Source organism: Burkholderia sp. AcTa6-5 (assembly GCF_017815075.1).
Classification (GTDB): domain Bacteria; phylum Pseudomonadota; class Gammaproteobacteria; order Burkholderiales; family Burkholderiaceae; genus Burkholderia; species Burkholderia sola.
The window spans coordinates 18,792-44,960 of record NZ_JAGIQE010000041.1; the positions used below are offsets into that span (position 1 = coordinate 18,792).

General features: G+C 68.2%; 25 protein-coding genes and 1 pseudogene. 12 read left to right on the plus strand and 14 right to left on the minus strand.

Features of this window, described 5'->3' with window-relative positions; all coding sequences use genetic code 11:
* Positions 1–35 precede the first annotated feature (35 nt).
* A pseudogene (locus J8I33_RS32785) lies at positions 36–197 on the minus strand (type II toxin-antitoxin system VapC family toxin); the annotation flags it as partial.
* 147 nt (positions 198–344) lie between these two features.
* Here J8I33_RS32785 and J8I33_RS32790 point away from each other — a divergent pair.
* Positions 345–1,028: a phospholipase gene (locus J8I33_RS32790; RefSeq protein WP_124593776.1), complete on the plus strand. Its 684-nt coding sequence runs from the start codon at positions 345–347 to the stop codon at positions 1,026–1,028.
* Positions 1,029–1,112: 84 nt separating this feature from the next.
* Here the strand turns inward: J8I33_RS32790 and J8I33_RS32795 are convergent, their stop codons facing one another.
* A complete protein-coding gene (locus J8I33_RS32795; RefSeq protein ID WP_050013765.1) occupies positions 1,113–2,618 on the minus strand; it encodes an amino acid permease in 1,506 nt (501 codons plus the stop codon).
* Between the two features lie 77 nt (positions 2,619–2,695).
* Complete coding sequence (aspA, locus tag J8I33_RS32800) at positions 2,696–4,102, minus strand: aspartate ammonia-lyase (RefSeq protein WP_050013764.1); 1,407 nt, start codon at positions 4,100–4,102, stop codon at positions 2,696–2,698.
* 142 nt (positions 4,103–4,244) lie between these two features.
* Between aspA and J8I33_RS32805 the strand changes: the two genes are divergently transcribed.
* Positions 4,245–5,219, plus strand: a complete 975-nt coding sequence (locus J8I33_RS32805; protein WP_050013763.1) for a LysR family transcriptional regulator — start codon at positions 4,245–4,247, stop codon at positions 5,217–5,219.
* A 73-nt stretch (positions 5,220–5,292) separates the two neighbouring features.
* Here J8I33_RS32805 and J8I33_RS32810 read toward each other — a convergent pair whose 3' ends face one another.
* The 5 genes from J8I33_RS32810 to J8I33_RS32830 all read right to left on the minus strand — a co-directional run bounded on the left by J8I33_RS32810 (position 5,293) and on the right by J8I33_RS32830 (position 9,817).
* Positions 5,293–6,354, minus strand: a complete 1,062-nt coding sequence (locus J8I33_RS32810; protein ID WP_209939834.1) for an asparaginase — start codon at positions 6,352–6,354, stop codon at positions 5,293–5,295.
* A 314-nt stretch (positions 6,355–6,668) separates the two neighbouring features.
* Positions 6,669–7,118, minus strand: a complete 450-nt coding sequence (locus J8I33_RS32815; RefSeq protein ID WP_209939835.1) for a DUF4279 domain-containing protein — start codon at positions 7,116–7,118, stop codon at positions 6,669–6,671.
* Positions 7,119–7,138: 20 nt separating this feature from the next.
* Positions 7,139–8,161, minus strand: a complete 1,023-nt coding sequence (locus tag J8I33_RS32820; RefSeq protein WP_050013760.1) for a DUF2891 domain-containing protein — start codon at positions 8,159–8,161, stop codon at positions 7,139–7,141.
* 19 nt (positions 8,162–8,180) lie between these two features.
* Positions 8,181–9,131: a DUF979 domain-containing protein gene (locus J8I33_RS32825; RefSeq protein WP_209928953.1), complete on the minus strand. Its 951-nt coding sequence runs from the start codon at positions 9,129–9,131 to the stop codon at positions 8,181–8,183.
* Positions 9,128–9,817: a DUF969 domain-containing protein gene (locus J8I33_RS32830; RefSeq protein ID WP_209928955.1), complete on the minus strand. Its 690-nt coding sequence runs from the start codon at positions 9,815–9,817 to the stop codon at positions 9,128–9,130. The genes J8I33_RS32825 and J8I33_RS32830 overlap by 4 nt, the downstream gene beginning before the upstream one ends.
* 275 nt (positions 9,818–10,092) lie before the next feature.
* On the opposite strand from J8I33_RS32830, the gene J8I33_RS32835 reads away from it, so the two are divergent.
* Positions 10,093–10,317 carry a hypothetical protein gene (locus J8I33_RS32835; RefSeq protein WP_034179850.1) on the plus strand — a complete coding sequence of 75 codons (225 nt, stop codon included), beginning with the start codon at positions 10,093–10,095 and terminating at the stop codon, positions 10,315–10,317.
* 49 nt (positions 10,318–10,366) lie between these two features.
* Here the strand turns inward: J8I33_RS32835 and J8I33_RS32840 are convergent, their stop codons facing one another.
* Positions 10,367–10,795 carry a hypothetical protein gene (locus J8I33_RS32840; RefSeq protein WP_124651123.1) on the minus strand — a complete coding sequence of 143 codons (429 nt, stop codon included), beginning with the start codon at positions 10,793–10,795 and terminating at the stop codon, positions 10,367–10,369.
* Positions 10,796–11,109: 314 nt separating this feature from the next.
* Here J8I33_RS32840 and J8I33_RS32845 point away from each other — a divergent pair, with 314 nt between their 5' ends.
* Together J8I33_RS32845 and J8I33_RS32850 are read left to right on the plus strand one after the other, a co-directional pair.
* The gene (locus J8I33_RS32845; RefSeq protein WP_175974972.1) at positions 11,110–12,114 is read left to right on the plus strand and encodes a chemotaxis response regulator protein-glutamate methylesterase; all 1,005 of its coding nucleotides are present in this window, start codon (positions 11,110–11,112) and stop codon (positions 12,112–12,114) included.
* A 67-nt stretch (positions 12,115–12,181) separates the two neighbouring features.
* Entirely contained in the window at positions 12,182–13,243 is a 1,062-nt protein-coding gene (locus J8I33_RS32850) for a diguanylate cyclase (protein WP_050013754.1), read from the plus strand.
* Between the two features lie 36 nt (positions 13,244–13,279).
* On the opposite strand, the gene J8I33_RS32855 is transcribed toward J8I33_RS32850, so the two are convergent.
* A complete protein-coding gene (locus tag J8I33_RS32855) occupies positions 13,280–15,529 on the minus strand; it encodes an EAL domain-containing protein (RefSeq protein WP_124630461.1) in 2,250 nt (749 codons plus the stop codon).
* Between the two features lie 490 nt (positions 15,530–16,019).
* Here J8I33_RS32855 and J8I33_RS32860 point away from each other — a divergent pair, with 490 nt between their 5' ends.
* Positions 16,020–16,742 (plus strand): haloacid dehalogenase type II, encoded by a 723-nt coding sequence (locus tag J8I33_RS32860; protein WP_050013752.1) that lies wholly within the window; start codon positions 16,020–16,022, stop codon positions 16,740–16,742.
* Positions 16,743–16,799: 57 nt separating this feature from the next.
* On the opposite strand, the gene J8I33_RS32865 is transcribed toward J8I33_RS32860, so the two are convergent.
* Positions 16,800–17,591: a uracil permease gene (locus J8I33_RS32865; protein WP_209939836.1), complete on the minus strand. Its 792-nt coding sequence runs from the start codon at positions 17,589–17,591 to the stop codon at positions 16,800–16,802.
* A 93-nt stretch (positions 17,592–17,684) separates the two neighbouring features.
* Entirely contained in the window at positions 17,685–18,644 is a 960-nt protein-coding gene (locus J8I33_RS32870; protein WP_209939837.1) for a LysR family transcriptional regulator, read from the minus strand.
* 156 nt (positions 18,645–18,800) lie between these two features.
* On the opposite strand from J8I33_RS32870, the gene J8I33_RS32875 reads away from it, so the two are divergent.
* The 3 genes from J8I33_RS32875 (at position 18,801) to mmsB (ending at position 22,671) form a co-directional block, all read left to right on the plus strand.
* Positions 18,801–20,120 (plus strand): MFS transporter, encoded by a 1,320-nt coding sequence (locus J8I33_RS32875; protein ID WP_209939838.1) that lies wholly within the window; start codon positions 18,801–18,803, stop codon positions 20,118–20,120.
* A gap of 116 nt (positions 20,121–20,236) precedes the next feature.
* Positions 20,237–21,763, plus strand: a complete 1,527-nt coding sequence (locus J8I33_RS32880) for a CoA-acylating methylmalonate-semialdehyde dehydrogenase (RefSeq protein ID WP_124554077.1) — start codon at positions 20,237–20,239, stop codon at positions 21,761–21,763.
* Positions 21,764–21,780: 17 nt separating this feature from the next.
* Positions 21,781–22,671, plus strand: coding sequence for a 3-hydroxyisobutyrate dehydrogenase (gene mmsB / locus J8I33_RS32885; protein ID WP_209939839.1), 891 nt, complete (start codon positions 21,781–21,783; stop codon positions 22,669–22,671).
* 115 nt (positions 22,672–22,786) lie between these two features.
* Here mmsB and J8I33_RS32890 read toward each other — a convergent pair whose 3' ends face one another.
* Complete coding sequence (locus J8I33_RS32890; protein WP_209939840.1) at positions 22,787–23,119, minus strand: hypothetical protein; 333 nt, start codon at positions 23,117–23,119, stop codon at positions 22,787–22,789.
* Positions 23,120–23,628: 509 nt separating this feature from the next.
* On the opposite strand from J8I33_RS32890, the gene J8I33_RS32895 reads away from it, so the two are divergent.
* Positions 23,629–24,390, plus strand: a complete 762-nt coding sequence (locus J8I33_RS32895) for a DUF4397 domain-containing protein (protein ID WP_209939841.1) — start codon at positions 23,629–23,631, stop codon at positions 24,388–24,390.
* A gap of 108 nt (positions 24,391–24,498) precedes the next feature.
* Here the strand turns inward: J8I33_RS32895 and J8I33_RS32900 are convergent, their stop codons facing one another.
* Positions 24,499–25,053: a DUF3005 domain-containing protein gene (locus J8I33_RS32900; RefSeq protein ID WP_050013744.1), complete on the minus strand. Its 555-nt coding sequence runs from the start codon at positions 25,051–25,053 to the stop codon at positions 24,499–24,501.
* Positions 25,054–25,140: 87 nt separating this feature from the next.
* Here J8I33_RS32900 and J8I33_RS32905 point away from each other — a divergent pair, with 87 nt between their 5' ends.
* On the plus strand, positions 25,141–25,482 hold the full coding sequence (locus tag J8I33_RS32905) for a hypothetical protein (RefSeq protein WP_239468967.1): 342 nt from the start codon (positions 25,141–25,143) through the stop codon (positions 25,480–25,482).
* A 254-nt stretch (positions 25,483–25,736) separates the two neighbouring features.
* Positions 25,737–26,072: a cytosine permease gene (locus J8I33_RS32910; RefSeq protein ID WP_245172620.1), complete on the plus strand. Its 336-nt coding sequence runs from the start codon at positions 25,737–25,739 to the stop codon at positions 26,070–26,072.
* Positions 26,073–26,169 lie beyond the last annotated feature (97 nt).

Below are 26,169 nucleotides of genomic sequence, written 5' to 3' on the forward strand. Positions count from 1 at the left end.
TGGTTCGTTAGTGTCGACTCTGCATGATCGACCGTTCAGCCTTCGTCCGGCTCGGCGAGCCAGTCTTCGAACTGCAGCCGCGGAACGCGCTCGTATTCGCGGACGTTGTGCGTGACGAGCACCAGGTGCCGGGCACGCGCCTGCCCTGCGATCAATGAGCCGTAGGGGCCGATCGGCGTGCCGGCCGCGATCAGATGCGTGGCCGCGTGACGTCGTGACCGGCTCTCGAAACGACCCGTGCCCCGATTCATTCCCAACAGGAAACAATCAATCCCGTCCCGGCGATTCCCCTGCCGATCCGCTCGCTCTAGACTGTCGCATCGATCCTCTTCCGGACCCACGCAATGACCGACGTCCTGCCGCTGACCACCGAACCCGAATCCGGCCTTCAATACCGGCTGCGTCCGGCCACCGGCCGCGCCGCCGCCCGCCTGTTGCTGCTGCATGGCGTCGGCGGTAACGAAACCAACCTGCTGAACGTGGCCGATACGATCGATCCGCGCATCGAAATCGCGTTCCTGCGCGGCCCGCTCACGTTCGGGCCCAATCAGCATGCATGGTTTCCGGTGCGTTTCGGCCCGAACGGCCCTCAAATCGATGCGGCGCGTGCGGACGAGAGCCGCATGCAACTGATCACGCTGCTGCATGCGTTCCGCGCGCGAGATGGCGCGGCCCCCGCGTTGCCGACCGTGATCGCCGGCTTCAGCCAGGGCGGCATCATGAGCGCGAGCGTCGGCCTCACGTCGCCGGGCGACGTGAGCGCGTTCGCCGTGTTGTGCGGGCGCGTCCTGCCGGAAATCGATCCGCTGATCGCGCCGCGCGATGCATTGAGCACGCTGCACGCGCTGGTGATGCACGGCCGCTTCGACGACAAGCTGCCCATCGCGTGGGCCGACACGGCCGACGCGAAGCTGACGGCGCTCGGCGTCGCGCACGACACGCGGCTGTATGCGGCCGGCCACGAGCTGACCGCGGAGATGGCCGGCGATTTCGGCCGATGGGTCGGCGAGCGCGCCGGGCTGAACTGAATGTGAGTTGAACCGGAACCGAACGCACCGGGGGCGTCGGCCCGCGAACGGACCGACGCCCCGGTGCATGACGTCAAGCGTTCATCACGCGTTCTGCGCGGGATCCGCAACGGCGCGCACGGATGCCGGCATCGCCGCCGCCCGTTCGCGCTCGGCACCACGTTTCGCCAGCTTCCAGCCGATCACCAGCGCGAGCACGACGACCGGAATCATCGCGATGGTCCACGTGCCGCCGGGGTAGTCGAACGCCATCAGCACCAGCACGCCGACGAGGAACGCGAGCGTGAGCCACGACGTGAACGGCGCGCCGGGCATCCGGAACGACACGGCCTTCATCTCGCCACGATCGACCGCGCGGCGGAACAGGATCTGGCACATCACGATGAAGCCCCACGTCGTGATGATCCCGAGCGACGCCATGTTCAGCACGATCTCGAACGCCTGCGCCGGCACGATGTAGTTCAGCGGCACGCCGATCGCGTTGATCGCGACCGTGATCAGGATCCCGCCGTACGGCACGCCGCGCGCGTTCATCCGCGACACGAAGCGCGGCGCCGAGCCGCCCATCGCAAGCGAGCGCAGCACGCGGCCGGTCGAATAGAGACCGGAATTCAGGCTCGACAGCGCGGCGGTCAGCACCACGACGTTCATCACGGTCCCGACGTACGGCACGCCGAGCTTGCTGAAGAACGTGACGAACGGGCTTTCATGCGAGCTGTACGCGGTCCACGGCAGCAACAGCGTCAACAGCACGACCGAGCCGACGTAGAACAGCGCGATGCGCCACATCACGCTGTTGATCGCCTTCGGCAGCACCTTGCGCGCGTCGGCCGTCTCGCCCGCCGCGACGCCGACGAGTTCGATGCTCGCATACGCGAACACGACGCCCTGCACGATCAGCACGGCCGGCAGAATCCCGTGCGGGAAGATCCCGCCGTGATCCGCGACGAGATGCAGCCCCGTCATCTGCCCCGCCACCGGATGGCCGCTCGCGAGAAACACCGCGCCGACCGCGAGAAACACCGCGAGCGTGCCGACCTTGACGAGCGAAAACCAGAACTCCATCTCGCCGAACACCTTCACGCCGATCATGTTCATCACCGACACGATCCCGAGCGCGCCGAGCGCGAACACCCATTGCGGCACGTCGGTGAACACGGCCCAGTACTTCATGTAGATCGCGACCGCGGTGATGTCGACGATGCCGGTCGTCGCCCAGTTCAGGTAGTACATCCAGCCCGCGACGAACGACGCGCGTTCGCCCATGAACTCCCGTGCATACGACACGAAGCTGCCGCTGGTCGGCCGGTGCATCACGAGTTCGCCGAGCGCGCGCATGATCAGGAACGCGAACACGCCGCACACGAGATACACGAGCGCGAGCGCGGGCCCCGCGCTTTGCAGGCGGCCGCCCGCGCCGAGAAAGAGGCCGGTGCCGATCGCACCGCCCATCGCGATCATCTGCACGTGCCGCGGCTTCAACTGCTTCGCATAGCCGGCTTCGTGCGACGCGAACATCGCATCGGGATCGGCATGCGCGGCATCCGCGCCGCCGGCCGGACCGGCCGGGCGCTCGCTGGGGTGTGTCATCGTGAGTCTCCGTTGTTTGTAGATGTGTCGCGCCCCGCTCCGGAGGCGCTTTCGGTACGACCGCGAACCGGCTCGCGTCAGAACGCGCGCGGCCGGATCAGCGCTTCGGGCTGCAGCGCTTCGTCGAGTTGCGCCTCGGTCATCAGTTCGCGCGCCAGCACGACCTCGCGGATCGACTTGCCGGTCGCATGCGCTTCGGCGGCGACGGCGGTCGCGCGCTTGTAGCCGATATACGGATTCAGCGCGGTCGCGAGCGCGACCGAGCGCTCCATCGTTTCGCGCAGCCGTTCCGGATTCGCGGTGATGCCGCTCACGCATCGCTGCGCGAGCGTCGTGCACGCGGCCGTCAGGTGGCTGAAGCTGCGGAACAGCGCGCTCGCGATCACCGGTTCGAACGCGTTGAGCTGAAGCTGGCCCGCCTCGGCCGCGAAGGTGATGGTCACGTCGTTGCCGAACACCTCGAACGCGACCTGGTTCACGACTTCCGGAATCACCGGATTGACCTTGCCGGGCATGATCGACGAGCCGGCCTGCACGGGCGGCAGGTTGATTTCGCCGAAGCCTGCGCGCGGGCCGCTCGACAGCAGCCGCAGGTCGTTGCAGATCTTCGACAGCTTGACGGCGATCCGCTTGAGCACGCCCGACACCTGGACGAACGCGCCGCAATCCTGCGTCGCCTCGATCAGGTTCGGCGCGGTGCTCAGGTCGAGCCCGGTGATGCGGCGCAGCGCGGCCAGCGCCTTCTCCGCGTATTGCGGATGCGCGGTGATGCCCGTGCCGATCGCGGTCGCGCCGAGGTTGATCTCGCGAATCAGCCAGCCGGCTTCCTGCAGCCGCGCGATGTCTTCCGTCAGCATCACCGCGTAGGTCGAGAATTCCTGGCCGAGCGTCATCGGCACCGCGTCCTGCAACTGCGTGCGGCCGAGCTTCAGCAAGCCGGCGAACGCGTCGGCCCGCTCCGCGAATGCATCGCGCAGCCGCGCCATCGCCTCCAGCAGATGTTCGACCGCGAAGCACGTCGCGATCCGGATCGCGGTCGGATAGACGTCGTTGGTGCTCTGCGCGAGATTGACGTGCTCGTTCGGGTGCAGGTATTCGTACTGCCCGCGCGCGTGGCCCATGATTTCGAGCGCGCGGTTGCAGATCACCTCGTTCGCGTTCATGTTGGTCGACGTGCCGGCGCCGCCCTGGATGACGTCCACGACGAACTGGTCGTGCAGCCGCCCTTCGCGGATCTCGACGCACGCGGCGGCGATCGCATCGCGGAACGGCCGCGGCAGCAGCCCGAGTTCGCAATTGGCGTCGGCCGCCGCTTCCTTCACGGACGCGAGCGCCATCACGAGGTACGGCAGCGACGCGATGGTGCGGCCCGAAATGTCGAAATTCTCTTTCGCGCGCAGCGTGTGGACGCCGTAATAGGCGGTATCCGGAATGCTTCGTTTCCCTAAAAGATCCGCTTCGACGCGGAAGCCGTGTTCTGCCATCGTGCCCTCCTGAAATGTCTCGTGCCGCTCGCCGGCCGCCGCTTGCCGACGCGACGGGTTCGCATTCTATGCCTTTGCAAAAACATGCTCCCTTCTGTATTATCGAAAGCGGTTTTGCGTGGGACGCAACAGCGAGAATCGAATGAAAAAAGGCGCGAGAGAAACCGGCATCGATCACCTGGGCGCGATGCGCGCGTTCGTGCGGGTGGTCGAAACGGGGAGTTTTTCGGCGGTCGCGAAGGAGATGCACGTGTCGACGTCGACGGTCGCGCGCAAGGTGACCGCGATCGAGGAAGCGCTCGGCGTCGCGCTGCTGCACCGTTCGACGCACAGCGTGACGCTCACCGAGGCCGGCCATATCTATCTGGAGCGCGCGGTCACACTGATCGCCGATCTCGACGACACGCTGCGTGTCGTCGCCGAGCTGAATGCGCAGCCGAGCGGCCCGCTGAAGCTCACCGCGCCGGTCGCGTTCGGCCGCCGCCATCTCGCGCCGCTGATCGCGCCGTTTCTCGCGCGCTACCCGACGATCCAGCTCGACGTGCGGCTCACCGACAACCACAACGACCTCGTGGCCGGCGGCTTCGATCTCGACATCCACGAAGGCGAGAACTACCTGGACAACCTGGTCGTCCACCGGCTGTCGCGCAACGACAGCATCCTGTGCGCGACGCCCGGCTACCTCGACCGCTGCGGGCGCCCGGCGACGCCGGACGACCTGAAGCATCACAACTGCCTGCGCTACGTGCACCCGGAAGGCGATCCGCGCTGGGAGCTCGTGCGCGGCGACACGCGGCACAGCGTGCTGCCGGCCGGCAATCTCGTCACCGACCATTCGGAGCTGTTGCTGGAGGCGACCTGCGCGGGGCTCGGCATCGCGGAATTCGAGATCTGGCTGGTGCGCGACCTGCTCGCGAGCGGCCAGCTCGAAGCCGTGCTGCCGCGCTACCGGCTGCAGAACCGGCTGACCGGCGAATTCATCTACATCGCGTATCTGGCGAACCGACGCAGCTCGGCGAAGCTGCGCGTGCTGAAGGATTTTCTCGCGGAACACCTCGCGCAGATCGGCGAGCTGTCGGAGCGGGAGCTGGCGAAGATTCGCGACGCACGCGCGTAGCGCGCGCCGATGCGCGAGGCCGGCCCGCGGGCCGGCTCGCGGGCCGGAGGCATCATCGGCGCGGCGACCGCGTTCAGGCCGCCTGCAATTCGAACGGGAACGTCGCGTGCCCGAACTCGACGCCCTGCGTGTTCAGCATCCGCGGCCGGTGGAACGCGGCCAGTTGCGCGCGCTGCTCGGCCGTGCCGATCTGCAGCCGCTCGAGGATTTCGCTGACGACCATATACAGCACGTCGAGATTGCCGTCCTCGATCTTCACCGAGATGCCGAGCGCGCCGTCCGCGCCGAGCTGCCGCGTGCGTTCCGACGCGCGCACGCCGATCCCGTAGCACGCATCCGCGCCGAGCTTGCCGACCACCTGCCCGCCGAACGCGTTCATCAGCACCGTGCAATAGCGCCCTTCGCCGGCCACCAGCTCCGGATGAGCGGTCATCGCACGGTGAATGCGCGCCAGTGCGCGAATGCGGTCCGTGAGCGCGCCGCCCGCTTCCACCGCGTCCGCGCCGTCGGCCAGCGACGCGTACAGGCGCGCCAGCCGATCCAGCGAGAACGCCGGGGTCGGCAGGTTGCAGCCGTCGATGCCCCAGTCGACCTCGTCGTCGCGCAGCCCGCATGCATCGGCCACCACCTGCTTCACGCGCACCTGCATCGGATGGTCGGGCAGATGGTAATCGGCGATCGCGGCGCCGATCGCCTGCGCGCCGGCCAGCATCCCGACGTGCTTGCCCGAACAGTTGCTGCATACGCCGGTCGGCGTGTAGTCGCGCTTGATCCACGCCCGGTACACCGCGTCGGACAACGGCGGATGGCCGCCGCAGCGCAGATCCGATTCGTGCGCGGCGACCTTCGCGAGCATCGCGCGCGTGCGTTCGATGTGACGATCCTCGCTGCTGTGCGACGCGCACATCAGCGCGATGTCCGCGTCGTCGAAGCCGAAGCGCTCCGGCGCGCCGGTCTCGATCACCGACAGCGCCTGGGCCGGCTTGGCCGCCGACCGCGCGAGCGTCATCCGGAACGGATCGCCGAACCGGGCCAGCAGCCGGCCGCGTGCATCGACGACCGCCACATGGGCGATGTGCGTGTTCTCGATCGCATTCCCGCGGTACGTGACGACCGCTGCGCGTGGGGTGTCCATCCTGTTCTGTCTCCTTGCTCGCGGGCCTGATGCCGGGGCCCGTCCAACCGGTACGGCAGTGTAGCGAGTCGCCGCCGCCGCGCGTCGGCCCTCGTCATGGAAAGCGGTGTTGCATGCGACGCAAAGGCGGTCGCCTTCCACGAAAGATTGACTGAATTAGTACAAAAACCCTTCCATCGGTTACCTATTTACCGCTCGGCGGCACACTGCAGTGGGAACCGCCCGCAAGCTCGCGCCCGTGTCGTAGCGGGGGGCGGATTGAGGTAGTACGGGCGTCGCGTCAGGCGTCTCGGAGACGCGAGCAGCCTTAGACGCTATCGATACTCGTCGATCTCGATCACTGCCCCGACTGATTCAATCAGCTGGCGGGTAGTGTCCGACACGTAGGGCACACGATCACCTTTCTCGTTGTCCCAGTAGCAGAAGAACCGCATATGCGCCCCTGCTTGTTCGATACGCTCGACGAGACCGTCACGCGGCAACGAGAGTCGTTCGATCAGGTAGCGCAGGTGCGGCTCCAACCGATCGCTTTGAACGGCAGCCCTGCTTTCCAGCGCCCACAGATTGAGCTTTCCGGGCCGGGAACTCAGCCGCCCGGACGGCAGCAGATAGGGCTTTCCTTTCGTGATCGTTCGACTCGGGAAGATGCCGAAGAAAGCGGTCCACGTGTCCGGGTGCGCGCCGTCCGATGAAATGATGAACGTCGCGTGCGCAAGAGCGCTATCGGTGGGCGTCGCCCTACTCGGTAGGAGTTTGTCGCTCACTAACGTGTCGGTTTCGCGCGCTACGCGTCCAGCGCGAGCAGCGCGAACGTCGCGAGCCAGTGCTCGCCCATGTAGTCGCCCGCCACGTGCGCGAGCGCGCTCGCGAGATGCCGGTCGGCCGCATCGAGCAGCTTCGCGCGCCGCGCATCGCCTTCCGGCAGCGCGCCGGCCAGCGAACGCTGGCACCACGCACGGCTCAGGTTCAGCCCGTCGAGGTGCGCGATCTTGCCGTCGCTGCGGTCGCTGACCGTCGCCGGCTCGAACAGCGTCGCCGGCTCGCCGCGCGCGAGGTCGGGCAAAAAGCGCGCGAACCAGCCGTCGAATTCGGCGGCCGGCAGCACGCGCCGCATCAGTTCGGCTTCCATCAGCGCGGGCGACAGGAATTCGTCGCCCGACGGCTCCCACGCCTGGCATGCGACGTCGTTCAGGTGCCAGCGCTTCGCGGTATCGACGATCAGCGCCGCGAGCCCGTCGCGCTGCGTATCGCGCGCGAAATCGAGCGTGAGCGCCAGCGCGAACGCGGTGTTGAAGTGCGTGCCGACGCGCAGCGGATAGGTCGCCTTCGGCAGGAAAGTCTCGAAGCGCGACACGAACAGGTCGGCCAGCGGCGCCATCGTCTTCGCCCAGCGCGCGGCCTGCGGCAGCACGCCCTTCAGCGCGAGCCGCTCGAGCTGCGCGACGAGCGCGAGCAGCCATGCCCAGCCGTACGGCCGCTCGAAGCCGCTGTTGTGCGGCAGCGCGAGATACGCGCGTTCGCCGGCAACGTTGGCGTCGGTAAAGTGCGCGTCGACGATCGCGACGATGCGCTCGGCCTCCGGCAATGCCGGGTAGCGTTCGAGCACGCGCAGCACGAGCCAGTAACCGTGCACGCACGAGTGCCAGTCGTAGCTGCCGTAGAAGATCGGGTGCAGCGCGCGCGGCCCCTGCACGTCGTGCGGACCTTCGAGCGCATGCGTGAGCTTGTTCGGATATTCGCGGGTCAGGTGTGCGAGCGCGAGCGACGCGAATTTCGACGCGAGTTCGGGGGTCAGTCGGTCGGTCATGAGGATCTCGTCCATCGAATCAGAAGCGGAATACGAACGCGTACATCAGCAGCGTGTTCACGGCCAGCAGCAGCACGGCCGTCGGCCACTGCGCCTTGATCACGCCGTTCTTGTCCTTCAGTTCGAGCAGCGCCGCGGGCACGATGTTGAAGTTCGCGGCCATCGGCGTCATCAGCGTACCGCAGAAGCCGCTCAGCATCCCGATCGCGCCCATGATCGCCGGATTGCCGTGGAACTGGTGGACGATCAGCGGCAGGCCGATGCCGGCCGTCATCACCGGGAACGCGGCGAAGCCGTTGCCCATGATCATCGTGAACAGCGCCATGCCCACCGTGTAGGCCGCGACCACCGCGAACGGCGAATCGATCGGCACCCACTCCTTCACGAGCCCCGACACCACGCCGCCGACGCCCGCGACCGCGAACAGCGCGCCGAGCGCCGCGAGCATCTGCGGCAGGATCGCGGCCCAGCCGACCGCGTCCATCGTGTGGCGCGCTTCCTTCAGCGCATGCACAGGCGAATCGCGCAGCATCGCGAGCGCGACGACGAACGCGACGATCGTACCGAGCACGAGCGAGATCAGCGTCACGCTCTTCGGCTCGACGAACGGCACGAGCTTCAGCGCGAACGTGCCGATCAGCGTGACGACCGGAATCAGCAGCGCGGGCAGGAACAGCCGGTTGCCGAAGCGCTGCGCGAGCGTCTCGCGCCGCACGGCCGCCGCAACGCCTGCCTCGTCCGACTGGCCGCGGCCGAGCTTGCCGGAGCCGGCGATCAGCGCGAGCGCGATCGCCAGGCAGCCCATCACGACATGCGGCAGCAGCGCGCCGAACAGGAACGTGATCGCGTAGATGGCCCAGAACGCGAAATTGACGACGCGCCGCGGGTTCGTGCGGTCCGTCAGGTTGAAGTACGCGAACGCGGCGAACATCAGCCCCGCGAGTGTGTACAGCGATTCGAGGCCGATCATCGCGCGCCCTCCTGCTTCACCAGGCCGAAGCCGCGCGCGAGCCGGCGGTCGAGCAGCGCGAGGCGCGTGCAGTGGATCAGCAGCGCGGCGATCGCGGTCGGGATCGCCCACACCGACAGGTGCAGCGGCTCGATGGCGATGCCGTTTTGTTCGAGAAAGCCCTTGATCAGCAGGATCGACTGGATCGCGATGAAGATGTCCTCGCCGAAGAACACGGCGACGTTGTCGGCGCCCGACGCATGCGCGCGGATCTGCTGGCGCACCGCCTCGGGCAGCTCGCCGTGCCGGCCGACCGCGGCGGCCTCGGCCATCGGCGCGATCAGCGGCCGCACCATCTGCGCGTGGCCGCCGAGCGACGTGAGGCCGAGTGCGGCCGTCGCCTGGCGCAGCACGAAGTACAGCATCAGCACGCGGCCCGTGGTGGCCGCCTGGACCCGCGAGATCATCCGCTTCGCCTGCTCCTTGAGCCCGTTGCGCTCGAGCAGCGCGATCACCGGCAGCGTGAGCCAGATCAGCCCCATGTAGCGGTTCTCGGCGAACGCCTTGCCGAACGCGCTGACGATGTCGACGAAATTCAGCCCGCCCGCCAGCCCCGTCGCGAGCCCCGCGATCGTGACCACCAGCAGCGCATTGAAGCGCAGCGCGAAGCCGATCACGACGATCGGCACGCCAATCAGCACCAGCATTTCCGCTCCTTGTGTCTGGACGCGCGGCACGGCGTCCGCGCGCGGCCGGCCCGGTTTGCATCGGGCTCGGACGGCGAAATCTAACACGAGACTTTATCGATAAAAAGTCGATAATTCGCCGGTTCGGGTAAACGTTGAAGCCGACGGACACCGTGCCCGCGCCGTGTGTCGGCCACATTTCATCGGACGAATCGGGCGGGCCGGCCCGCACGCGTGGCGCGGGCCCGGGACGCCGACTACACTGAAAAGCATCGGCAACGTACGGGAGAGCCGCCATGATTGACGTATTCCAGACCATCGGCAGCCGCGCGTTCTCCGCCCATCTGGCGAAGGACGGGATGGTGACGCTGATGGAGCAACGCCATGAAGTCGACCGCGTGACGCTCGCGACCGCCTATGCCGCGCTCGTCGAGGAAGCCGAGCAGGAAAGCGACCTGCTCGACGCGACGGTCGAAGGGATGATGCGCGCGCTGATCCAGGGCTACGCGCGCAGCCACTGACGGCGCGGCGGCGGGGCCGCTGCGCGGCCCGATGCCGCGGTACGGGCCGCTATGCAGCCGGCGTGCCCGCGCCCACGCCGAACCACCGGCCGTCGCGCAGTTGTCGGTAATCGGCCTGCGTGAAGATCCTCAGCAAATTCGCCACCGCGCCGTTGCTGGCACGATCGCGTTCCGTCATGAAGGCTTCGACCGCGTCGCGGCCGGCGAACAGGATCGTGCTGAAATACCGCTCGCGCTCCGCGTCGCAGAGGTTCGTCTCGCTCAACTGGTACGGATGGTGAAGCGCCGCGAACAGGAAGTAATAGCGTTCGGCGTCGTCGCGCAGCACGCGCACCGCATCGGGTTCGACCGGAAAATCGCGGTAGAACGACGCGTGTCCGCTCTCGATGTGGATCCGGTACAGCAAACGGCCGTCCTGCTCGATCACGATCGGCGCATGCGGGTCGCGGCTGACGAGGACGGTATCGGGCACGGTCATCCGGTGCTCTCCTTTCTTTTTGTCGATGCCGGCACGGTAACATGCGGACTTTTGCGGCGTGTCCGGACGGGATCGACTGGCCCGCTTGCAGGCAATGCGGCATCGCCATAGAGGAAACGCACTGAAACGGCACCATGCGCAAATTTTTCGATTGCCGCCGCCCGCGCCGCATGACAGCATTCGGGCGTCGTCAACCCAAAAGAATGCCGCGCCGTCCGGCCGCCGATGCCGCCCGGACGCGCCGAACCGGCTGCACCTTCCATGAACCCGGCCCACCTCCAACAACACTACGAACCGACCGGAGAATTCCGCTTGTGAACATCGGCATCGTCAACGACCTCCCGCTTGCCGTCGAGGCGATGCGCCGCGCGATCGCGCGACGGCCCGAGCACCGCGTGCTGTGGGTCGCGACCGACGGCGCGCAGGCCGTCGAACTGTGCGCCGCGCAGCCGCCCGACATCGTGCTGATGGATCTGATCATGCCGAAATTCGACGGGATCGAAGCGACGCGGCGGATCATGCGCTCCGAACGACCGTGCGCGATCCTGATCGTGACGAGCTGCATCGGCGCGAACGCGTGGCGCGTGTTCGAGGCGATGGGCGCCGGTGCGCTCGACGCGGTCGATACGCCGCGGCTCGGCGACGGCGCGGCCGGCGACACGACGAAACTGCTGCTCGCGAAGATCGACCAGATCGGCCGTCTGCTCGACGCGCCGGGCGGCACGCGCGTCACGGGCGCGGCCGCGCGCGGCGGCGCCGGCCCGCTGGTCGCGATCGGCGCATCGGCCGGCGGCCCCGGCGCGCTCGCGTCGATCCTCGGCAGCCTGCCGGCCGATTTCAATGCGCCGATCGTGATCGTGCAGCACGTCGATCGCGCGTTCGCCGAAGGCATGGCGCAATGGCTCGACGGTCAGACCCGGCTCGCCGTGCGCGTCGCGCACGAAGGCGACCGCCCGCAGCCGGGCGTCGCGCTGCTCGCCGCGACCGACGATCACCTGCGCATCACGCGCGCCGGCACGCTCGAATACACGCGGGAACCCGCCGCCACGCCGTATCGTCCGTCGGTCGACGTATTCTTCAACAGCCTGACCGAGCACTGGCCCGGCCGCGTGATCGGCGTACTGCTCACCGGGATGGGGCGCGACGGCGCGATCGGCCTGAAGGCGCTGCGAATGAAGGGCTACCATACGATCGCGCAGGACGAGGCAACCAGCGCCGTGTACGGGATGCCGAAGGCAGCCGCGACGCTCGGCGCGGCGCGCGCGATCCTGCCGCTCGGGCGCATCGCGGGCGAGCTGGCGGCGCTCGCGCGGATCTGAGCCCGACGATGACCGCGCGCAACGCCCATGCCTGCCCTTGCAACAACCGCAACAACCCGCATCGACCATGACGATTGACCTGACTCGCCCGCCGGGCGGCCCGACCGGGTCGCCCGCCGACGCGCCGGCGATGGTGCTGCTGGTCGACGACCAGACGATCGTCGCGGAAGCCGTGCGCCGCGCGCTCGTCGACGAGGACGGCATCGACTTCCACTACTGCCCGCGCTCGGACGACGCGATGGCCGCCGCGATCGAGACGCGCCCGACCGTGATCCTGCAGGATCTCGTGATGCCCGGCACCGACGGGCTGAGCCTCGTGCGCGCGTACCGCGCGAATCCGGCGACGCGCGACGTGCCGATCATCGTGTTGTCGACGCAGGAAGAACCGGTGATCAAGAGCGCCGCGTTCGCGTGCGGCGCGAACGACTATCTGGTCAAGCTGCCCGATCGCATCGAGCTCGTCGCGCGCATCCGCTACCACTCGCGCTCATATATGAACCTGCTGCAGCGCGACGAAGCCTATCGCGCGCTGCGGCAATCGCAACAGCAACTGCTCGAGGCCAATCTCGAGCTGCGGCGCCTCACGCACTCCGACGGCCTGACCGGCTTGTCGAACCGGCGCTATCTCGACGAATACCTGGCCGCCGAGTGGCGGCGCGGCACGCGCGAGCGCAGCGAGCTGTCGCTGCTGATGATCGACGTCGACAACTTCAAGCTGTACAACGACACGTACGGGCACGTGTCCGGCGACAGCGTGCTCAAGCAGATCGCGTCGACGATCGAGCGCTGCCTCGGGCAGTCGGGCGATCTCGCCGCCCGCTTCGGCGGCGAGGAATTCGCGGTCGTGATGCCGGCCACGTCGCCGGGCGCCGCGCGGCTGCTCGGCGAGAAGATCCGGCTCGCGGTCGAGGCGTTGCGCGTGCGGCACGCGCATGCGTCGACGGGCAACCAGATCGTGACGATCAGCATCGGCGGCGCGAGCATCGTGCCCGCACCCGGCCTGCCGACGACCGTGCTGATCGAGGCGGCCGACCGCGCGCTCTATCGCGCGAAGCACGAAGGCAAGAACCGGGTCGAGATCGATCCGTCGCCGACGCCGCCGGGCGCCGGCGGGTTCGGCGCGCGCTAGCGCACTCACGCGCCAGGTCCGGCGAGCGCGCCGCGCTCACGCGGCGCCGAGCCGGCGCGCGTAGTCGTGCGCATCCAGCGGGCGGCTGAACAGATAGCCCTGCTGCATGTCGCAGCCGATCTGCTGCAGGAACCACGACTGCGCCTGCGTCTCGACGCCTTCGGCCGTGACCTTCATGCCGAGCGAATGCGCCATCGCGACGACCGCCTGCGTGATCGCGACCGAGTCGTGATGATCGGGCACGCCCGACACGAACGAACGGTCGACCTTCAGGTTGTGCAGCGGAAAGCGCTTCAGGTACGCGAGCGACGAATAGCCGGTGCCGAAATCGTCGACCGAGATCCGCACGTTCATGTCCGTGAGCGCTTCGAGCATCGGCAGCACGGTGTCCGTGTCGTTCATCAGCACGCCTTCGGTGATCTCGAGTTCGAGCGCGGACGGGTCGAGCCGCGTTTGCGCGAGACAGCGGGCGACCGATTCGACGAGCCCTTCGTGAAACTGCCGCGGCGACAGGTTGACGGCCAGCATCAGGTCCGGCGCGATCGTGCGGCGCCACTCGGCCGCCTGCCGGCACGCGGTTTCGAGCACCCATTGGCCGATCGCGACGATCAGCCCCGTGTCTTCCGCGACCGGAATGAATTCCGCCGGCGACATCGGTCCGAGCTCGGGGCTCGTCCAGCGCAGCAGCGCTTCGGCGCCGACCGTGCGGCCGGTGCGCGCGTCGACCACGGGCTGATACGCGAGCCGCAGCATGTCCGACGCCAGCGCGCGCCGCAGCGACTGTTCGATCGCGAAGCGGCGCTGCAGCCGCAGGTTGAGCTGCGCGGTGAAGAACGTGAAATGGTTGCGGCCGTGCTGCTTCGCGTCGTACATCGCCGAATCGGCGTTGCGCATCAGCGTCACGGCGTCGTCGCCGTCGCGCGGCGCGACGCTGATGCCGATCGATACGCCGAGCCAGTATTCGTTGTTCGCGATCGCGAACGGCTTCGCGATCGCGTCGATGACCTCGCGCGCGAGCCCCGCGAGACGCTCGGGATCGTCGCAGTCGTCGACGAGGATCACGAACTCGTCGCCGCCGACGCGCGTGAGCGCGTAGCGGCCGTCCGCGCAGCCCGCGAGCCGCGCCGCGACGCTGCGCAGCAGCGCGTCGCCCGCGTCGTGGCCGGCCGTGTCGTTGACCTTCTTGAAGCCGACCAGATCGATGAACAGGATCGCGACGCGCGCAGACCCGGCCGCCGCATCGCGTACGCCGAACAGCTCGCGCATGCGGTCGCCGAGCCAGCGGCGATTGTAGAGGCCCGTCAGCGCGTCGCGGGTCGCCATGTAGCGCAACTGCTGCTGCGCTTCGCGCACGGGGCCGATGTCGTTGAACGACACGAGCACCGAGTCGGCCTGCGTCTCGCCCGGCCGCACGATCGGCACCGCGTTGCCGCGCACCCAGATGATGTCGCCGTCCGCGAGACCGAAGCCGACCGTGTAGTCGAGCATCGGCGTGGCCGTCTCGAGCGCGCGCCGGCTCGGCCAGTCGTGCGGGTCGATCGGCGTGCCGTCCTCGTACAGCTTGCGCAGGATCACCGTGGACAGCCGACGGCCGACGAGTTCGCCCTTCGCGCGGATCATCCGGTTCGCGCTCGGATTGCTCGCGATCACGACGCCCTCGCGCGACACGACGAGGATGCCCTCGCTCAGGCTGTTGACGACGAGCCGGTGATGTTCCTCGCTGCGCGCGAGCTGCCGTGCGATCCGGTCCTGGTGCACCGCGAGGCCGACGCTGTTGCCGATATCGCGCAACAGCCCCGTTTCCTCGTCGCTCGGGCGGCACGGCCGGTGATGATAGACGGCGAACGCGCCGAGCACGACGCCCGCGTCGTCGAGGAACGGCACCGACCAGCACGCGCGCAAGCCGAGCGGCAACGCGATGGCGCGATAGTCGGCCCACAGCGGATCGGTTTCGATGTCCTCCACGGTGACCATCCGGCGCTCGTACATCGCGGTGCCGCACGAGCCGGCCGCGGGGCCGATCGTCGCGCCGTCGATCGCCGCGCTGTACTGCGCGGGCAGCGACGGCGCCGCGCCGACGCGCACGTGCACGCCGTCCGTATCGAGCAGCAGGATCGTGCACGACGCGCCGTCGCCGAGCAAAGCCTCGGCACGCCGGCAAACTTCGACCAACAGTTCCGGCAGCGGCGTGTTGCGTGTGATCAGCCTCAGCACGCTCTGCTCGGATGCGAGCACTTCCGCGGCGAGCCCGAGGCTGTAGCGAGAACTTTGCGGTTCGGTATTCAAGTGAATCCTGCCGTCTGTCCGACCGGGTCTGGTGCGCCCGGTTCGTTATCGATATTTCGTGCCCTGTTCCGCTCCGGGTTTACGCCGATCCCCGGTGCGCCCCGTTTGCGCGCCGAGCGAGGGCGCGCCGAAATGTATTTAACACCAATCCGTGACGATCGGCGTGCCTGCTTCCATCAGGGGATACGCTCGGTTGCCGCGCGGCGGGCGGCGGCGGCCGGTGCGATGCAAGGTTGCTGCGCCGCACGACGGCGCGGGCGCGCCGCCCGTCAATCCTTCCGGATGTGCTGACCGGCCGGGCGCGCGCGACGGCAGGCGCTGTCAGGCCGGCACCGCGCGCTTGTCCTGCTTCCGGCTCCGGCGGGGGCCCGCATCGCGGCCTCCCCCACCGCGTTTCCGTATCCGTGATTCAATGTCGATCGAACCGGCGCCGCGCCATCCGGCGGCACGGCGATGTGGACCCTCATCGAACGACCTTCACTGGATCACCATGACGAACCCTGCCGAAATCAAGGCGCTCGTTTTCGATGTCTTCGGAACGATCGTCGACTGGAGAAGCGGTGTCGCACGCGGCGCGGCCGCATTCCTGGACCGCCACGCGCCGACGCTCGACCCGTTCGCGTTCGCCGATGCGTGGCGCGACGAATATTCGCCGTCGATGGAAGAAATCCGCAGCGGACGCCGCCGTTACGTGCGGCTCGACGTGCTGCATCGCGAGAACCTCGTCCGTACGCTCGACCGTTTCGGGATCGTCGACGTGCCCGATGCCGACATCGACGCACTCAATCTCGCGTGGCACCGGCTCGATCCGTGGCCCGACGCCGTCGCCGGGCTGCACCGGCTGAAGCGCCGTTACATCATCGCGCCGCTGTCGAACGGCAACATCCGGCTGATGGTCGACGTCGCGAAGCACGGCGGGCTGCCGTGGGACGCGATTCTCGGCGCCGAGGTGGCCCGCGCGTACAAGCCGTCGCCGGCCGTCTATACCGAAGCGGTCGAGATTCTCGGCCTCGCGCCGGCCGAGCTGTGCCTGGTGGCCGCGCACAACGGCGATCTTGCGGCCGCGCGCCGGCTCGGGCTGTCGACCGCGTTCGTGCTGCGGCCGACCGAGCACGGGCCCGGCCAGACGACCGACCTGCAAGCCGACGATGCGTGGGATTTCGACGTCAGGGACCTGAACGAACTCGCGGATCGGCTGGGTTGCCCGGGCTGAGTGTACCGGGCGGCGCGGCCCGCCCCCGCGCCGCGATCGCGAGGCGGCGCACCTCCGCTACTTCACCACCGCCCGCCATGCGGTTCGCGCGTAGACAAGCAGCAACGGCAGCAGCGCCAGCGCGAACAGCAGGCACAGCGCGAGCACCCACACCGGCCATTGCTGCGGATTCCCGTGCGCCCAGTAACGGTACGGCACGCTCAGGAAGGCAAGTTCCATCAACAGCGCGCCAAGCGGCACGAGTCCGTTCAGCACCGCCGCCACGCCGAAGCGCGCCGCGCCGTCGATCTTCTTCCCGGCCCCGTACGCCGCGATCAGGTACACGAAATACCCGACGATCGCGACCATCACCGTGCCGCCGGCCAGCAACCCGATACTCCGCACGCTGCGTTCGTGCCACTGATGCGCCCCTTGCGGCAACACGACATCGATCTTCTCGCCGATTTCGGGCACGGCGCCCGAGCGAATGTTGCCGGGTAGCGTGATACGTTCGCCATCCGGCATCACGGCTTCCAGGATCGACGTGTACTTGATGCACCGGTACGACGAGGTTCGCCCCGAACTGTCGCGGCGCTCGCAGGTATCCCACTCGGACTGGTAGGACACGACGGTCGCTTCGTATTTCGGCGATACCGCCAGTGCGTAAAGCTCGTCGCCGATCCAGTACGCGAACGGGAACAACAGCGACACGAGGCAAAAACACACGAGCCACCAGAACGCGACCGCGCCGCCGGAGCCGCGCTTGCCGCCCGTCTGTCGGCGCACCATGCGCGACGCGAGCCAGTAGGCGGTCACGCCGAATACCACCACGCACACCACGAACACCTTGCCCGCATGCGTCAAAGCCATTTGCCCTCTCCCCGCTAGCCGGTCGAATCGCCGCCGGCCGTGTTGTCATCCAGATCGATCATCGCGTCGCCGTCGCGCCCCGCCCGTCGACCGCTACGCCGGCTCGCCGACGAACCTCAGCGTGCCCGACTCCCCCGACAACAGCGCGCGGTTCGCGTCCGCCGCCGCGCGCAGGTAATCCCACAGCGCGGTCACGCGCCGCAGCTTGCGCAGATCCTCGCGGCACGTCAGCCAGAAACACCGCGTTACGACCACGTCGTTCGGCAGCACGGGCACCAGCGCCGGCTGCGTGGCCGCGATGAAGCACGGCAGGATCGCGAGGCCGCCGCCCTGTAGCGCCGCGAAAACCTGCGCGATCACGCTCGTCGTGCGCAACCCGGCCGTAGCACCCGGCACCGCGCGGTCCAGGTACAGCAGTTCGTTGCTGAACGCGAGATCGTCGACGTAGCTGATGAATGCGTGCTGCACGAGATCGTCCGTACAGGTAATCGGCGCGTGATTCGCCAGATAGTCGCGCGTCGCATAGAGCCGCAACTGGTAGTCGCACAGCTTCGTGACCACGTAAGGCCCGCGCTCGGGCCGCTCGAGCGTGATCGCGAGATCGGCCTCGCGCTTCGGCAGGTTGACGAAATGCGGCACCGGCAGCAGGTCGACCGTCACGTGCGGATGCGCGGCGCGAAACTGCGCGAGCTGCGGCGCGAGGAAAAAACAGCCGAACCCTTCGGTCGACCCGATCCGCACGTGGCCCGACAGCGCCTCCCCCGTGTTCGCGACCTGGTCGCACGCGGACTGCACGGTCGTCTCCATCGCATCCGCATACGCGACGAGCCGCTGCCCTTCGGCCGTCAGCGTGAAGCCGCCGGAGCGCGACTTGTCGAACAGCAGCGTGCCCATCGCGGCTTCGAGCGCGCGGATGCGCCGCGCGACGGTCGTGTAGTCGACGCCGAGCCGCTTCGCCGCGCCGCTCGCGCGCTGCGTGCGCGCGACTTCGAGGAAAAAGCGCAGGTCGTCCCAGTTCAGGTTGCCGGAAACCGGCTCGGTGGCGTGTCGCATCGGCGAGGAAAAAAGAGGGGGTCTCCGGGCCGGCCGTCGATATGCATAAATACACATCCAACCGGTTTCTTTATCGGTACATCATGAATCTGCGCATAACTATACTCGACCGTGACCTGCGGACCATGAGCCGCGGGCAATAAAACCGGAGACACCATGCAGACCCGATCCACCCTCGATGAGCATGCGACCATCGCGACGCCGGCGCCCGAGCGCACCGCGAAGCATTACCTGCTGGCCGGCTGGGCCAGCATGGCCGGCACCACGATCGAGTGGTACGACTTCTTCCTGTACGGCACGGCCGCCGCGCTCGTGTTCAACCGCATCTTCTTCCCGTCGCTGGACCCGGTCGTCGGCACGCTCGCCGCGTTCGGCACGTTCGCGGTCGGCTTCATCGGGCGGCCGATGGGCGGCATCGTGTTCGGCCACTTCGGCGATCGCATCGGCCGCAAGTCGATGCTGATGATCACGCTGCTGCTGATGGGCGTGCCGAGCATGATCATCGGGCTGATCCCGTCGTACGACAGCATCGGCTACTGGGCCGCCGCGCTGTTGATCGCGATGCGCTTCCTGCAGGGGATGGCGGTGGGCGGCGAATGGGGCGGCGCGGTGCTGATGGCCGTCGAGCACGCGCCGAAAGGCCGCAAGGGGCTGTTCGGCAGCCTGCCGCAGACGGGTGTCGGGCTCGGCCTGATCCTGTCGTCGGTCGCGATGGCCGCGGTGGCCGCGCTGCCGGAAGCCGACATGCTGTCGTGGGGCTGGCGCGTGCCGTTCCTCGCGAGCATCGCGCTCGTCGGCCTCGGCTGGTTCATCCGCGCGAAGGTGCCGGAATCGCCCGACTTCGAGAAGGTCCGCAAGCAGGGCAAGGCCGAGAAATCGCCGGTGACGGCCGCGCTGCGCCGCCATCCGCGCGAAGTGCTGACGATCGTCGGCGCACGCGCCGCCGAGAACACCTGGTTCTACATGGTCGTCACGTTCGCGCTCGCTTACGCGACGCAGCAGCTGCATCTGCCGAAGGCCGAGATGCTGCACGCGATCACGGCCGGCGCCGCGCTGTCGCTCGTCACGATGCCGCTGTGCGGGCATCTGAGCGACCGCATCGGCCAGCGCCGGATGTTCGCGATCGGCCTCGTGCTGATGTGCGCGTTCGCCGCGCCGTTCTTCACGATGCTCGGCACGCAGCAGACGTCGTACGCATGGTGGGCGATCGTGCTCGGCCTCGGCGTCGTGTTCCCGATCCTCTATGCGCCGGAATCGCTGCTGTTCGCGCAGCAATTCCCGGCGGAAATCCGCTACAGCGGCATCTCGCTGTCGGTGCAGCTGGCCGGCGTGATCGGCGGCGGCTTCGCACCGATGATCGCGACGTCGCTGCTGAAGGCCGGCGGCGGCCAGCCGCACTACGTGATCGCGTACCTCGTCGGCTTCGGCGTGTTCGCGCTCGCGTGTACCGCGTTGATGCGTCCGGCGCGCGCCTGAGCACGCCGGCCGGCATTCGATCGAATCCAGTTCGTCCTGCCGCCCGCCGCGCCTGCACGCGCGGCGGACGCAGGCCCCCTTTGTCCTCGCCACACCGTTTCCCCGGAGAGAGTTCCATGAACGCCGCAGTTCCCCAGACCACCCTCGCCCTGCCCACCGCCAAGCTGCTGATCGACGGCGCGTTCGTCGACTCGCAAAGCGCCGAATGGGGCGACATCGTCAACCCCGCGACGCAGGAAGTCATTGGCCGCGTGCCGTACGCGACGCTCGACGAGGTCGATGCCGCGATCGCGTCCGCGCAGCGCGCGTTCCAGACCTGGAAGACGACGCCGATCGGCGCGCGGCTGCGCATCATGCTGAAGTTCCAGGATCTCGTGCGCCGCAATCTCGAACGGATCGCGCACACGCTGACGGCCGAGCAAGGCAAGACGCTGCCCGACGCGCAGGGCGACATCTTCCGCGGCCTCGAAGTGGTCGAGCACGCGTGCTCGATCGGCACGCTGCAACAAGGCGAATTCGCGGAGAACGTCGCGGGCGGCGTCGACACCTACACGCTGCGCCAGCCGATCGGCGTGTGCGCGGGCATCACGCCGTTCAACTTCCCCGGGATGATTCCGCTGTGGATGTTCCCGATGGCGATCGTCTGCGGCAACACGTTCGTGCTGAAGCCGTCGGAGCAGGACCCGCTGTCGACGATGCAGCTCGTCGAACTCGCGATCGAGGCCGGCGTGCCGCAAGGCGTGCTGAACGTCGTGCACGGCGGCAAGACGGTGGTCGACCGCCTGTGCACGCACCCGGACATCAAGGCGATCTCGTTCGTCGGTTCGACGCGCGTCGGCACGCACGTGTACAACCTCGGCAGCCAGCACGGCAAGCGCGTGCAGTCGATGATGGGCGCGAAGAACCACGCGGTCGTGCTGCCCGATGCGCACCGCGAGCAGTCGATCAACGCGCTCGTCGGCGCGGGCTTCGGCGCGGCCGGCCAGCGCTGCATGGCGACCTCCGTCGTCGTGCTGGTCGGCAGCGCGCGCGACTGGCTGCCCGATCTCGTCGAAAAGGCGAAGGCGCTGAAGGTCAACGCCGGCGCCGAAGCCGGCACCGACGTCGGCCCGGTCGTGTCGAAGGCGGCGAAGGAACGCATCCTGTCGCTGATCGACGCCGGCGTGAAGGAAGGCGCGACGCTGCTGCTCGACGGCCGCGACGTAAAGGTGCCCGGCTACGAGCACGGCAACTTCGTCGGCCCGACGATCTTCTCGGGCGTGACGACCGACATGTCGATCTACACGGAAGAAATCTTCGGGCCGGTGGTGGTCGTGATGGAAGCCGACACGCTCGACGACGCGATCGCGCTCGTCAACCGCAATCCGATGGGCAACGGCGTGGGCCTGTTCACGCAGAGCGGCGCGGCCGCGCGCAAGTTCCAGAGCGAGATCGACGTCGGGCAGGTCGGCATCAACATTCCGATTCCGGTGCCGGTGCCGTACTTCAGCTTCACCGGTTCGCGCGGCTCGAAGCTCGGCGATCTCGGCCCGTACGGCAAGCAGGTCGTGCAGTTCTACACGCAGACGAAGACGGTCACCGCGCGCTGGTTCGACGACGACGCGACGGCCGGCGGCGTGAACACGACGATCGCGTTGCGCTGATCCGACGGAGCCCGCACATGGAAATCGCCTTCATCGGACTCGGCAACATGGGCGGCCCGATGGCCGCCAACCTGCTCAAGGCCGGCCACGCGCTGACGGTATTCGACCTCGACGCGCACGCGGTCGACGCCGCGGTGCGCGCCGGCGCGACCGCGGCGGCGTCGCCGCGTGACGCCGCCGCGCGCGGCTCGTTGATCATCACGATGCTGCCGGCCGCGCAGTACGTGCGCGCCGTCTACCTCGGCGACGACGGCGTGCTGGCCGGCGCACGCGCCGGCGCGACGCTGATCGACTGCAGCACGATCGATCCCGGCACCGTGCGCGCGGTGGCCGACGCCGCCGCGCAGCGCGACTTTCCGCTCGCCGACGCGCCCGTGTCGGGCGGCACCGGCGGCGCGCAGGCCGGCACGCTGACCTTCATGGTCGGCGCGGACGCCGCGCTGTTCGAGCGCATCCGCCCCGTGCTGCTCGACATGGGCAAGAACGTCGTGCACTGCGGCGGCACCGGCACCGGGCAGATCGCGAAGATCTGCAACAACCTGCTGCTCGGCATCTCGATGATGGGCGTATCGGAAGCGATGGCGCTCGGCGCCGCGCTCGGCATCGATCCGGCCGTGCTGGCCGGCATCATCAACACGTCGACGGGCCGCTGCTGGAGTTCGGACGCGTACAACCCGTATCCGGGCGTGAGCGACACGGCGCCGGCCGCGCGCGGCTATGCGGGCGGCTTCGCGGCGAACCTGATGCTGAAGGATCTCGGGCTCGCGACCGAAGCCGCGCGCGGCGCCCATCAGCCGGTCTGGATGGGCGCGCTCGCGCAGCAGCTGTATCAGTCGATGAGCCAGCAGGGGCTCGGCACGCTCGACTTCTCCGCGTGCGTGAAGCTGTACGAGGCGCAGCCGGCCTGACCCGCCCGGCCGACGCCGGACGTGCGCCGACCCGCGATGTGCCCGTAGGGCATCGCGGGTCGGTTTGCATGCGGGGGAAGGAAAACGCGGGCGGCGCGATCATGCCGCCGATCGGTCAACCGCGCGGGTTCGACGCCGTCTCGAAGGTCGGATGGCACTCGAACGCGAGTTCCGAGCGCGCGTCGACACGGCGGCCGGCGGTCAGCGATTCCTGCTTCAGGCTCGCGCGCATCCCGCGCTGCGAGCAGTAGTTGGTGGCTTCGCTGACGGCCTTCTGATGGGCGTCGGCCCACGTCGTCGACACGCCGACCGTGCGCGTCGTCACGGTGAATACGTTCGGGTTCGACGTCGCGGTCACGTCGGAAGCAGTCGAACACGCGGCGAGCAAGCATGCAGTCGCCGCAATGGTCAACCATCGCAGGGTTCGAAAAGAGACTGGAATGGGCATGGAGGGCAAGCGCACGCCGGCCGGCGTGCATTAAGCAACATAGGCGACAGTATGCCTGCTCGATCGCCGGAGATCATGCCCCTTTCGGTGAACACATTGTTTCGAATGGTTAAACGATGGTCGAATCTGGCAAGATTTACAGCCGTCGCCGGCCATCATTTTCTTCCGACAGGTCATTTCGTCCGGCGCGACGGTCGACGCACGCCCGCCTGCCGGATTCTCGCGCACGCTCCCGCGAGCGTTCGGCACGCCGGCTGACCCCGGCGCGTGGCGCGCGGATGTGCTTTTTACAACCGCGTCGATCGCGCAGCCCGCTCCCCCCACGCCCCGCGTCGGGCACCCCGCCGTCGTTCGCCGGCTTTTTCTCCGCACAGGCACGTCGCTTGCATCATCTCCGCGCCCGCCATCCGGCGGACAGCCATCTTCCTTCCAACCGGCGCTGCGCCCCGCGCGATCCTTTGCGCGGCGGTCCCGCATCGCAAGGCAGGTTTCCTGAACGAGAGGACGACATGAAATCAATACGAACGATAGTGGCCCTGTGCTCGGTCATTTCCGTGCTCACAGCGTGCGGCGGCGGCGACGACGCCGGGACCGTACTCGGCATCTCGAAGCCGCAGGCGCGCTTCATCAACGCGGTGCCGGCCGGCCCGAACCTCGACTACTACCTGAACGCGAAGGTCGACCAGTCGGGCGTCGCATACAAGGGCGTGACGCGCTATCACGACATCGACTCGGGCACGCAGACCGCGAGCTACGACGTGTCGGGCACGACCGCGACCGTCGCATCCCAATCGTTCAGCGCCGTGAACGGGCACCACTACACGACGATCGCGTTGCCGAGCACGACGTCGCTGATCTCCGTCATCGACGATCCATACGCGAAGGGCCTGCTGTCGGACAAGGCGCGCGTGCGCGGCTTCAACGCATCGCCGAACGCGCAGAACGTGGACGTGTACGTCGTGCCGCCCGGCACCGACATCACGACGCAGAGCCCGACGCTGGCAGGCGCGGCCTACCAGAATGCCGTGCCGGCCTCGACGCAGGATTCGGTCTACCTGAACGGCGGCACCTACCAGGTGATCGTCACGACGGCCGGCAGCAAGTCGCCGATCCTCAAGACCGCGCCGGTCAGCATCGCCAACAACGCGGACTGGCTGCTCCTGACGATTCCGTCCGGCGGCATCGGCGACGTGACGCCTAACGACATTCACGTGCTCGTCGCGCAGGGCAACGACGCCGATACGTCCGCGCAGGAACTGGGGCCGCAATAACGCAGCCACTCACGCGGCAACGGGCCGAAAACGACACACGGCGGCCGGTGCGATTGCATCGGCCGCCGTGTGTCGCATACCGGTATCGAGCGTCGATATCGCTGCCCGCTATCGGTCGTCGGTCCGTTCGAGGCAGATCACGTGCTCGGCGCGCGTCCCGTCGCCGTGCTCGACATCGACGTCGCCGACATGGCGCACGCGCCAGCCCGGGCGCGTCGCGATCTGCGGCATGTTGCCGGACGGCCGGCTCTCGATTCCGCCGAGCCCTTCGTCGGGCGTATCGACCGCTTCGTCGAGCGACGCGTTCGAATAGATCACGTTGTCCTGCAGTTCCGACGCGCCGGTGCGCGCCTCCATGCCTTTGCCGTCGACGTCGACCGTGTTGTCGGTCATCGCCATGTTCGCGTTGTCGAGCGTGACGATCCGGCCGGCGGCCCGGCGCACCGGATCGCCGCTGTCGACCGCGTGCGCGTCGACGTCGATCTCCGGCAGGCCGGTCGGCATTTTCCCGGCAACGGCCTCCGGCGTCAGCGGACGCTGCGCCGTCTGGGCGGCCTGGGTCGCCGCGTCCGGCATGTCGCCGGCCGCCGGCGTCTTCACCGGGCTCTTCGCAATCTGTTCCCGCTGCTTTTCCGGGGTAGGGTTCGATTCCGCGTTCTGCATCGCACCTCCTTGCCCGGCCGGCGGACGTCGGCGTCACGCCGTCGTCGCCGCGCCGGAATTCGCTACAACGGTCCTTGCAAATCTTTCATGCGCACCGCTCCGCACGTACGCCGTTCGGCGCACGCGCCGACGGACACGGCGCTCGGTGGGCGAACCGGCGGCACGCTGGCGCGCCGCCCGCCCGATCCCCCGAATGCCGGTCAACCGCCGCCGCTCGCGCCGGCCGGGGCGGAAGCCGCGCCCGGCAGGGTCGTGCCGGCCGCGCCGCTGCTCGGCATGCCCGACGGTGCGGTGGAAGGCGCGGCCGACATGCCGCTCGCTGCGCTCGAATCCGAACTGGCTGCGCCGTTGTCGCCCTTCTTCTGGCAACCCGCGCCTGCCGCCAGGCCCGCGATCAGGATGCCGGCGAAGACGGCTCGCGATACGTGACGAATGGAATATCGCTGCATGACACCTCCGCTGATGTCGATGTGGATGGAACCCGTTGACTCGCAATATGCGTGCCGTCGCCCGTCTCCGCGGCCGTGCGCCATTGCATTCATTTTTCAAATGACGCCCAGCCGAATATTTAATTTCCCATCGCGGTAGCCGCCGCCCATACTCGCGAACAAATCCGAGACATAACGTCCACCGGGGCCCGGCCCGCGCTGCGTACGACATGCGGCCGGTGTCGCGCCCCGCACATGGAAGGAGACAACGGCGTGCAACTGGAAGCCATCCACCGCGCGGGCATCGGGCCCGGCGCGGACGACGCATCGCATCGAACCGACACGGCCGCGCGCGATCCCGCGCCGAGCCCGCGGCTGCACAACGCCGACCTCGCGCCGACCCAGGCCGAAGGCCGCACGTGGGGCCGCTACAGCATCTTCGCGCTATGGACCAACGACGTGCACAACATCGCGAACTACTCGTTCGCGATCGGGCTGTTCGCGCTCGGCCTGTCGGGGTGGCAGATGCTTGCGTCGCTCGCGATCGGCGCGGTGCTCGTGTACTGCTTCTTGACGTCCTCGTCCGCCTAAAAGCGAAGGATTCCCCACACCTGGCGATGCACGTCCGCATCGGAGAATGTTCAGCGCAGCGTTGGTATCTCGATCATGCTCGACACCACAGTCACTG

Bases quoted from the DNA above. Each gene is read 5' to 3' on its own strand.
- J8I33_RS32870 (WP_209939837.1), bottom strand. From the start codon at position 18,644: ATGCGACACGCCACCGAGCCGGTTTCCGGCAACCTGAACTGGGACGAC.
- J8I33_RS32880 (WP_124554077.1), top strand. From the start codon at position 20,237: ATGAACGCCGCAGTTCCCCAGACCACCCTCGCCCTGCCCACCGCCAAG.
- J8I33_RS32910 (WP_245172620.1), top strand. From the start codon at position 25,737: ATGGAAGGAGACAACGGCGTGCAACTGGAAGCCATCCACCGCGCGGGC.
- J8I33_RS32835 (WP_034179850.1), top strand. From the start codon at position 10,093: ATGATTGACGTATTCCAGACCATCGGCAGCCGCGCGTTCTCCGCCCAT.
- J8I33_RS32840 (WP_124651123.1), bottom strand. From the start codon at position 10,795: ATGACCGTGCCCGATACCGTCCTCGTCAGCCGCGACCCGCATGCGCCG.
- J8I33_RS32790 (WP_124593776.1), top strand. From the start codon at position 345: ATGACCGACGTCCTGCCGCTGACCACCGAACCCGAATCCGGCCTTCAA.
- J8I33_RS32820 (WP_050013760.1), bottom strand. From the start codon at position 8,161: ATGACCGACCGACTGACCCCCGAACTCGCGTCGAAATTCGCGTCGCTC.
- J8I33_RS32795 (WP_050013765.1), bottom strand. From the start codon at position 2,618: ATGACACACCCCAGCGAGCGCCCGGCCGGTCCGGCCGGCGGCGCGGAT.
- aspA (WP_050013764.1), bottom strand. From the start codon at position 4,102: ATGGCAGAACACGGCTTCCGCGTCGAAGCGGATCTTTTAGGGAAACGA.
- J8I33_RS32900 (WP_050013744.1), bottom strand. From the start codon at position 25,053: ATGCAGAACGCGGAATCGAACCCTACCCCGGAAAAGCAGCGGGAACAG.
- mmsB (WP_209939839.1), top strand. From the start codon at position 21,781: ATGGAAATCGCCTTCATCGGACTCGGCAACATGGGCGGCCCGATGGCC.
- J8I33_RS32895 (WP_209939841.1), top strand. From the start codon at position 23,629: ATGAAATCAATACGAACGATAGTGGCCCTGTGCTCGGTCATTTCCGTG.
- J8I33_RS32850 (WP_050013754.1), top strand. From the start codon at position 12,182: ATGACGATTGACCTGACTCGCCCGCCGGGCGGCCCGACCGGGTCGCCC.
- J8I33_RS32825 (WP_209928953.1), bottom strand. From the start codon at position 9,131: ATGATCGGCCTCGAATCGCTGTACACACTCGCGGGGCTGATGTTCGCC.
- J8I33_RS32875 (WP_209939838.1), top strand. From the start codon at position 18,801: ATGCAGACCCGATCCACCCTCGATGAGCATGCGACCATCGCGACGCCG.
- J8I33_RS32860 (WP_050013752.1), top strand. From the start codon at position 16,020: ATGACGAACCCTGCCGAAATCAAGGCGCTCGTTTTCGATGTCTTCGGA.
- J8I33_RS32865 (WP_209939836.1), bottom strand. From the start codon at position 17,591: ATGGCTTTGACGCATGCGGGCAAGGTGTTCGTGGTGTGCGTGGTGGTA.
- J8I33_RS32810 (WP_209939834.1), bottom strand. From the start codon at position 6,354: ATGGACACCCCACGCGCAGCGGTCGTCACGTACCGCGGGAATGCGATC.
- J8I33_RS32805 (WP_050013763.1), top strand. From the start codon at position 4,245: ATGAAAAAAGGCGCGAGAGAAACCGGCATCGATCACCTGGGCGCGATG.
- J8I33_RS32890 (WP_209939840.1), bottom strand. From the start codon at position 23,119: ATGCCCATTCCAGTCTCTTTTCGAACCCTGCGATGGTTGACCATTGCG.
- J8I33_RS32830 (WP_209928955.1), bottom strand. From the start codon at position 9,817: ATGCTGGTGCTGATTGGCGTGCCGATCGTCGTGATCGGCTTCGCGCTG.
- J8I33_RS32905 (WP_239468967.1), top strand. From the start codon at position 25,141: ATGCGCACCGCTCCGCACGTACGCCGTTCGGCGCACGCGCCGACGGAC.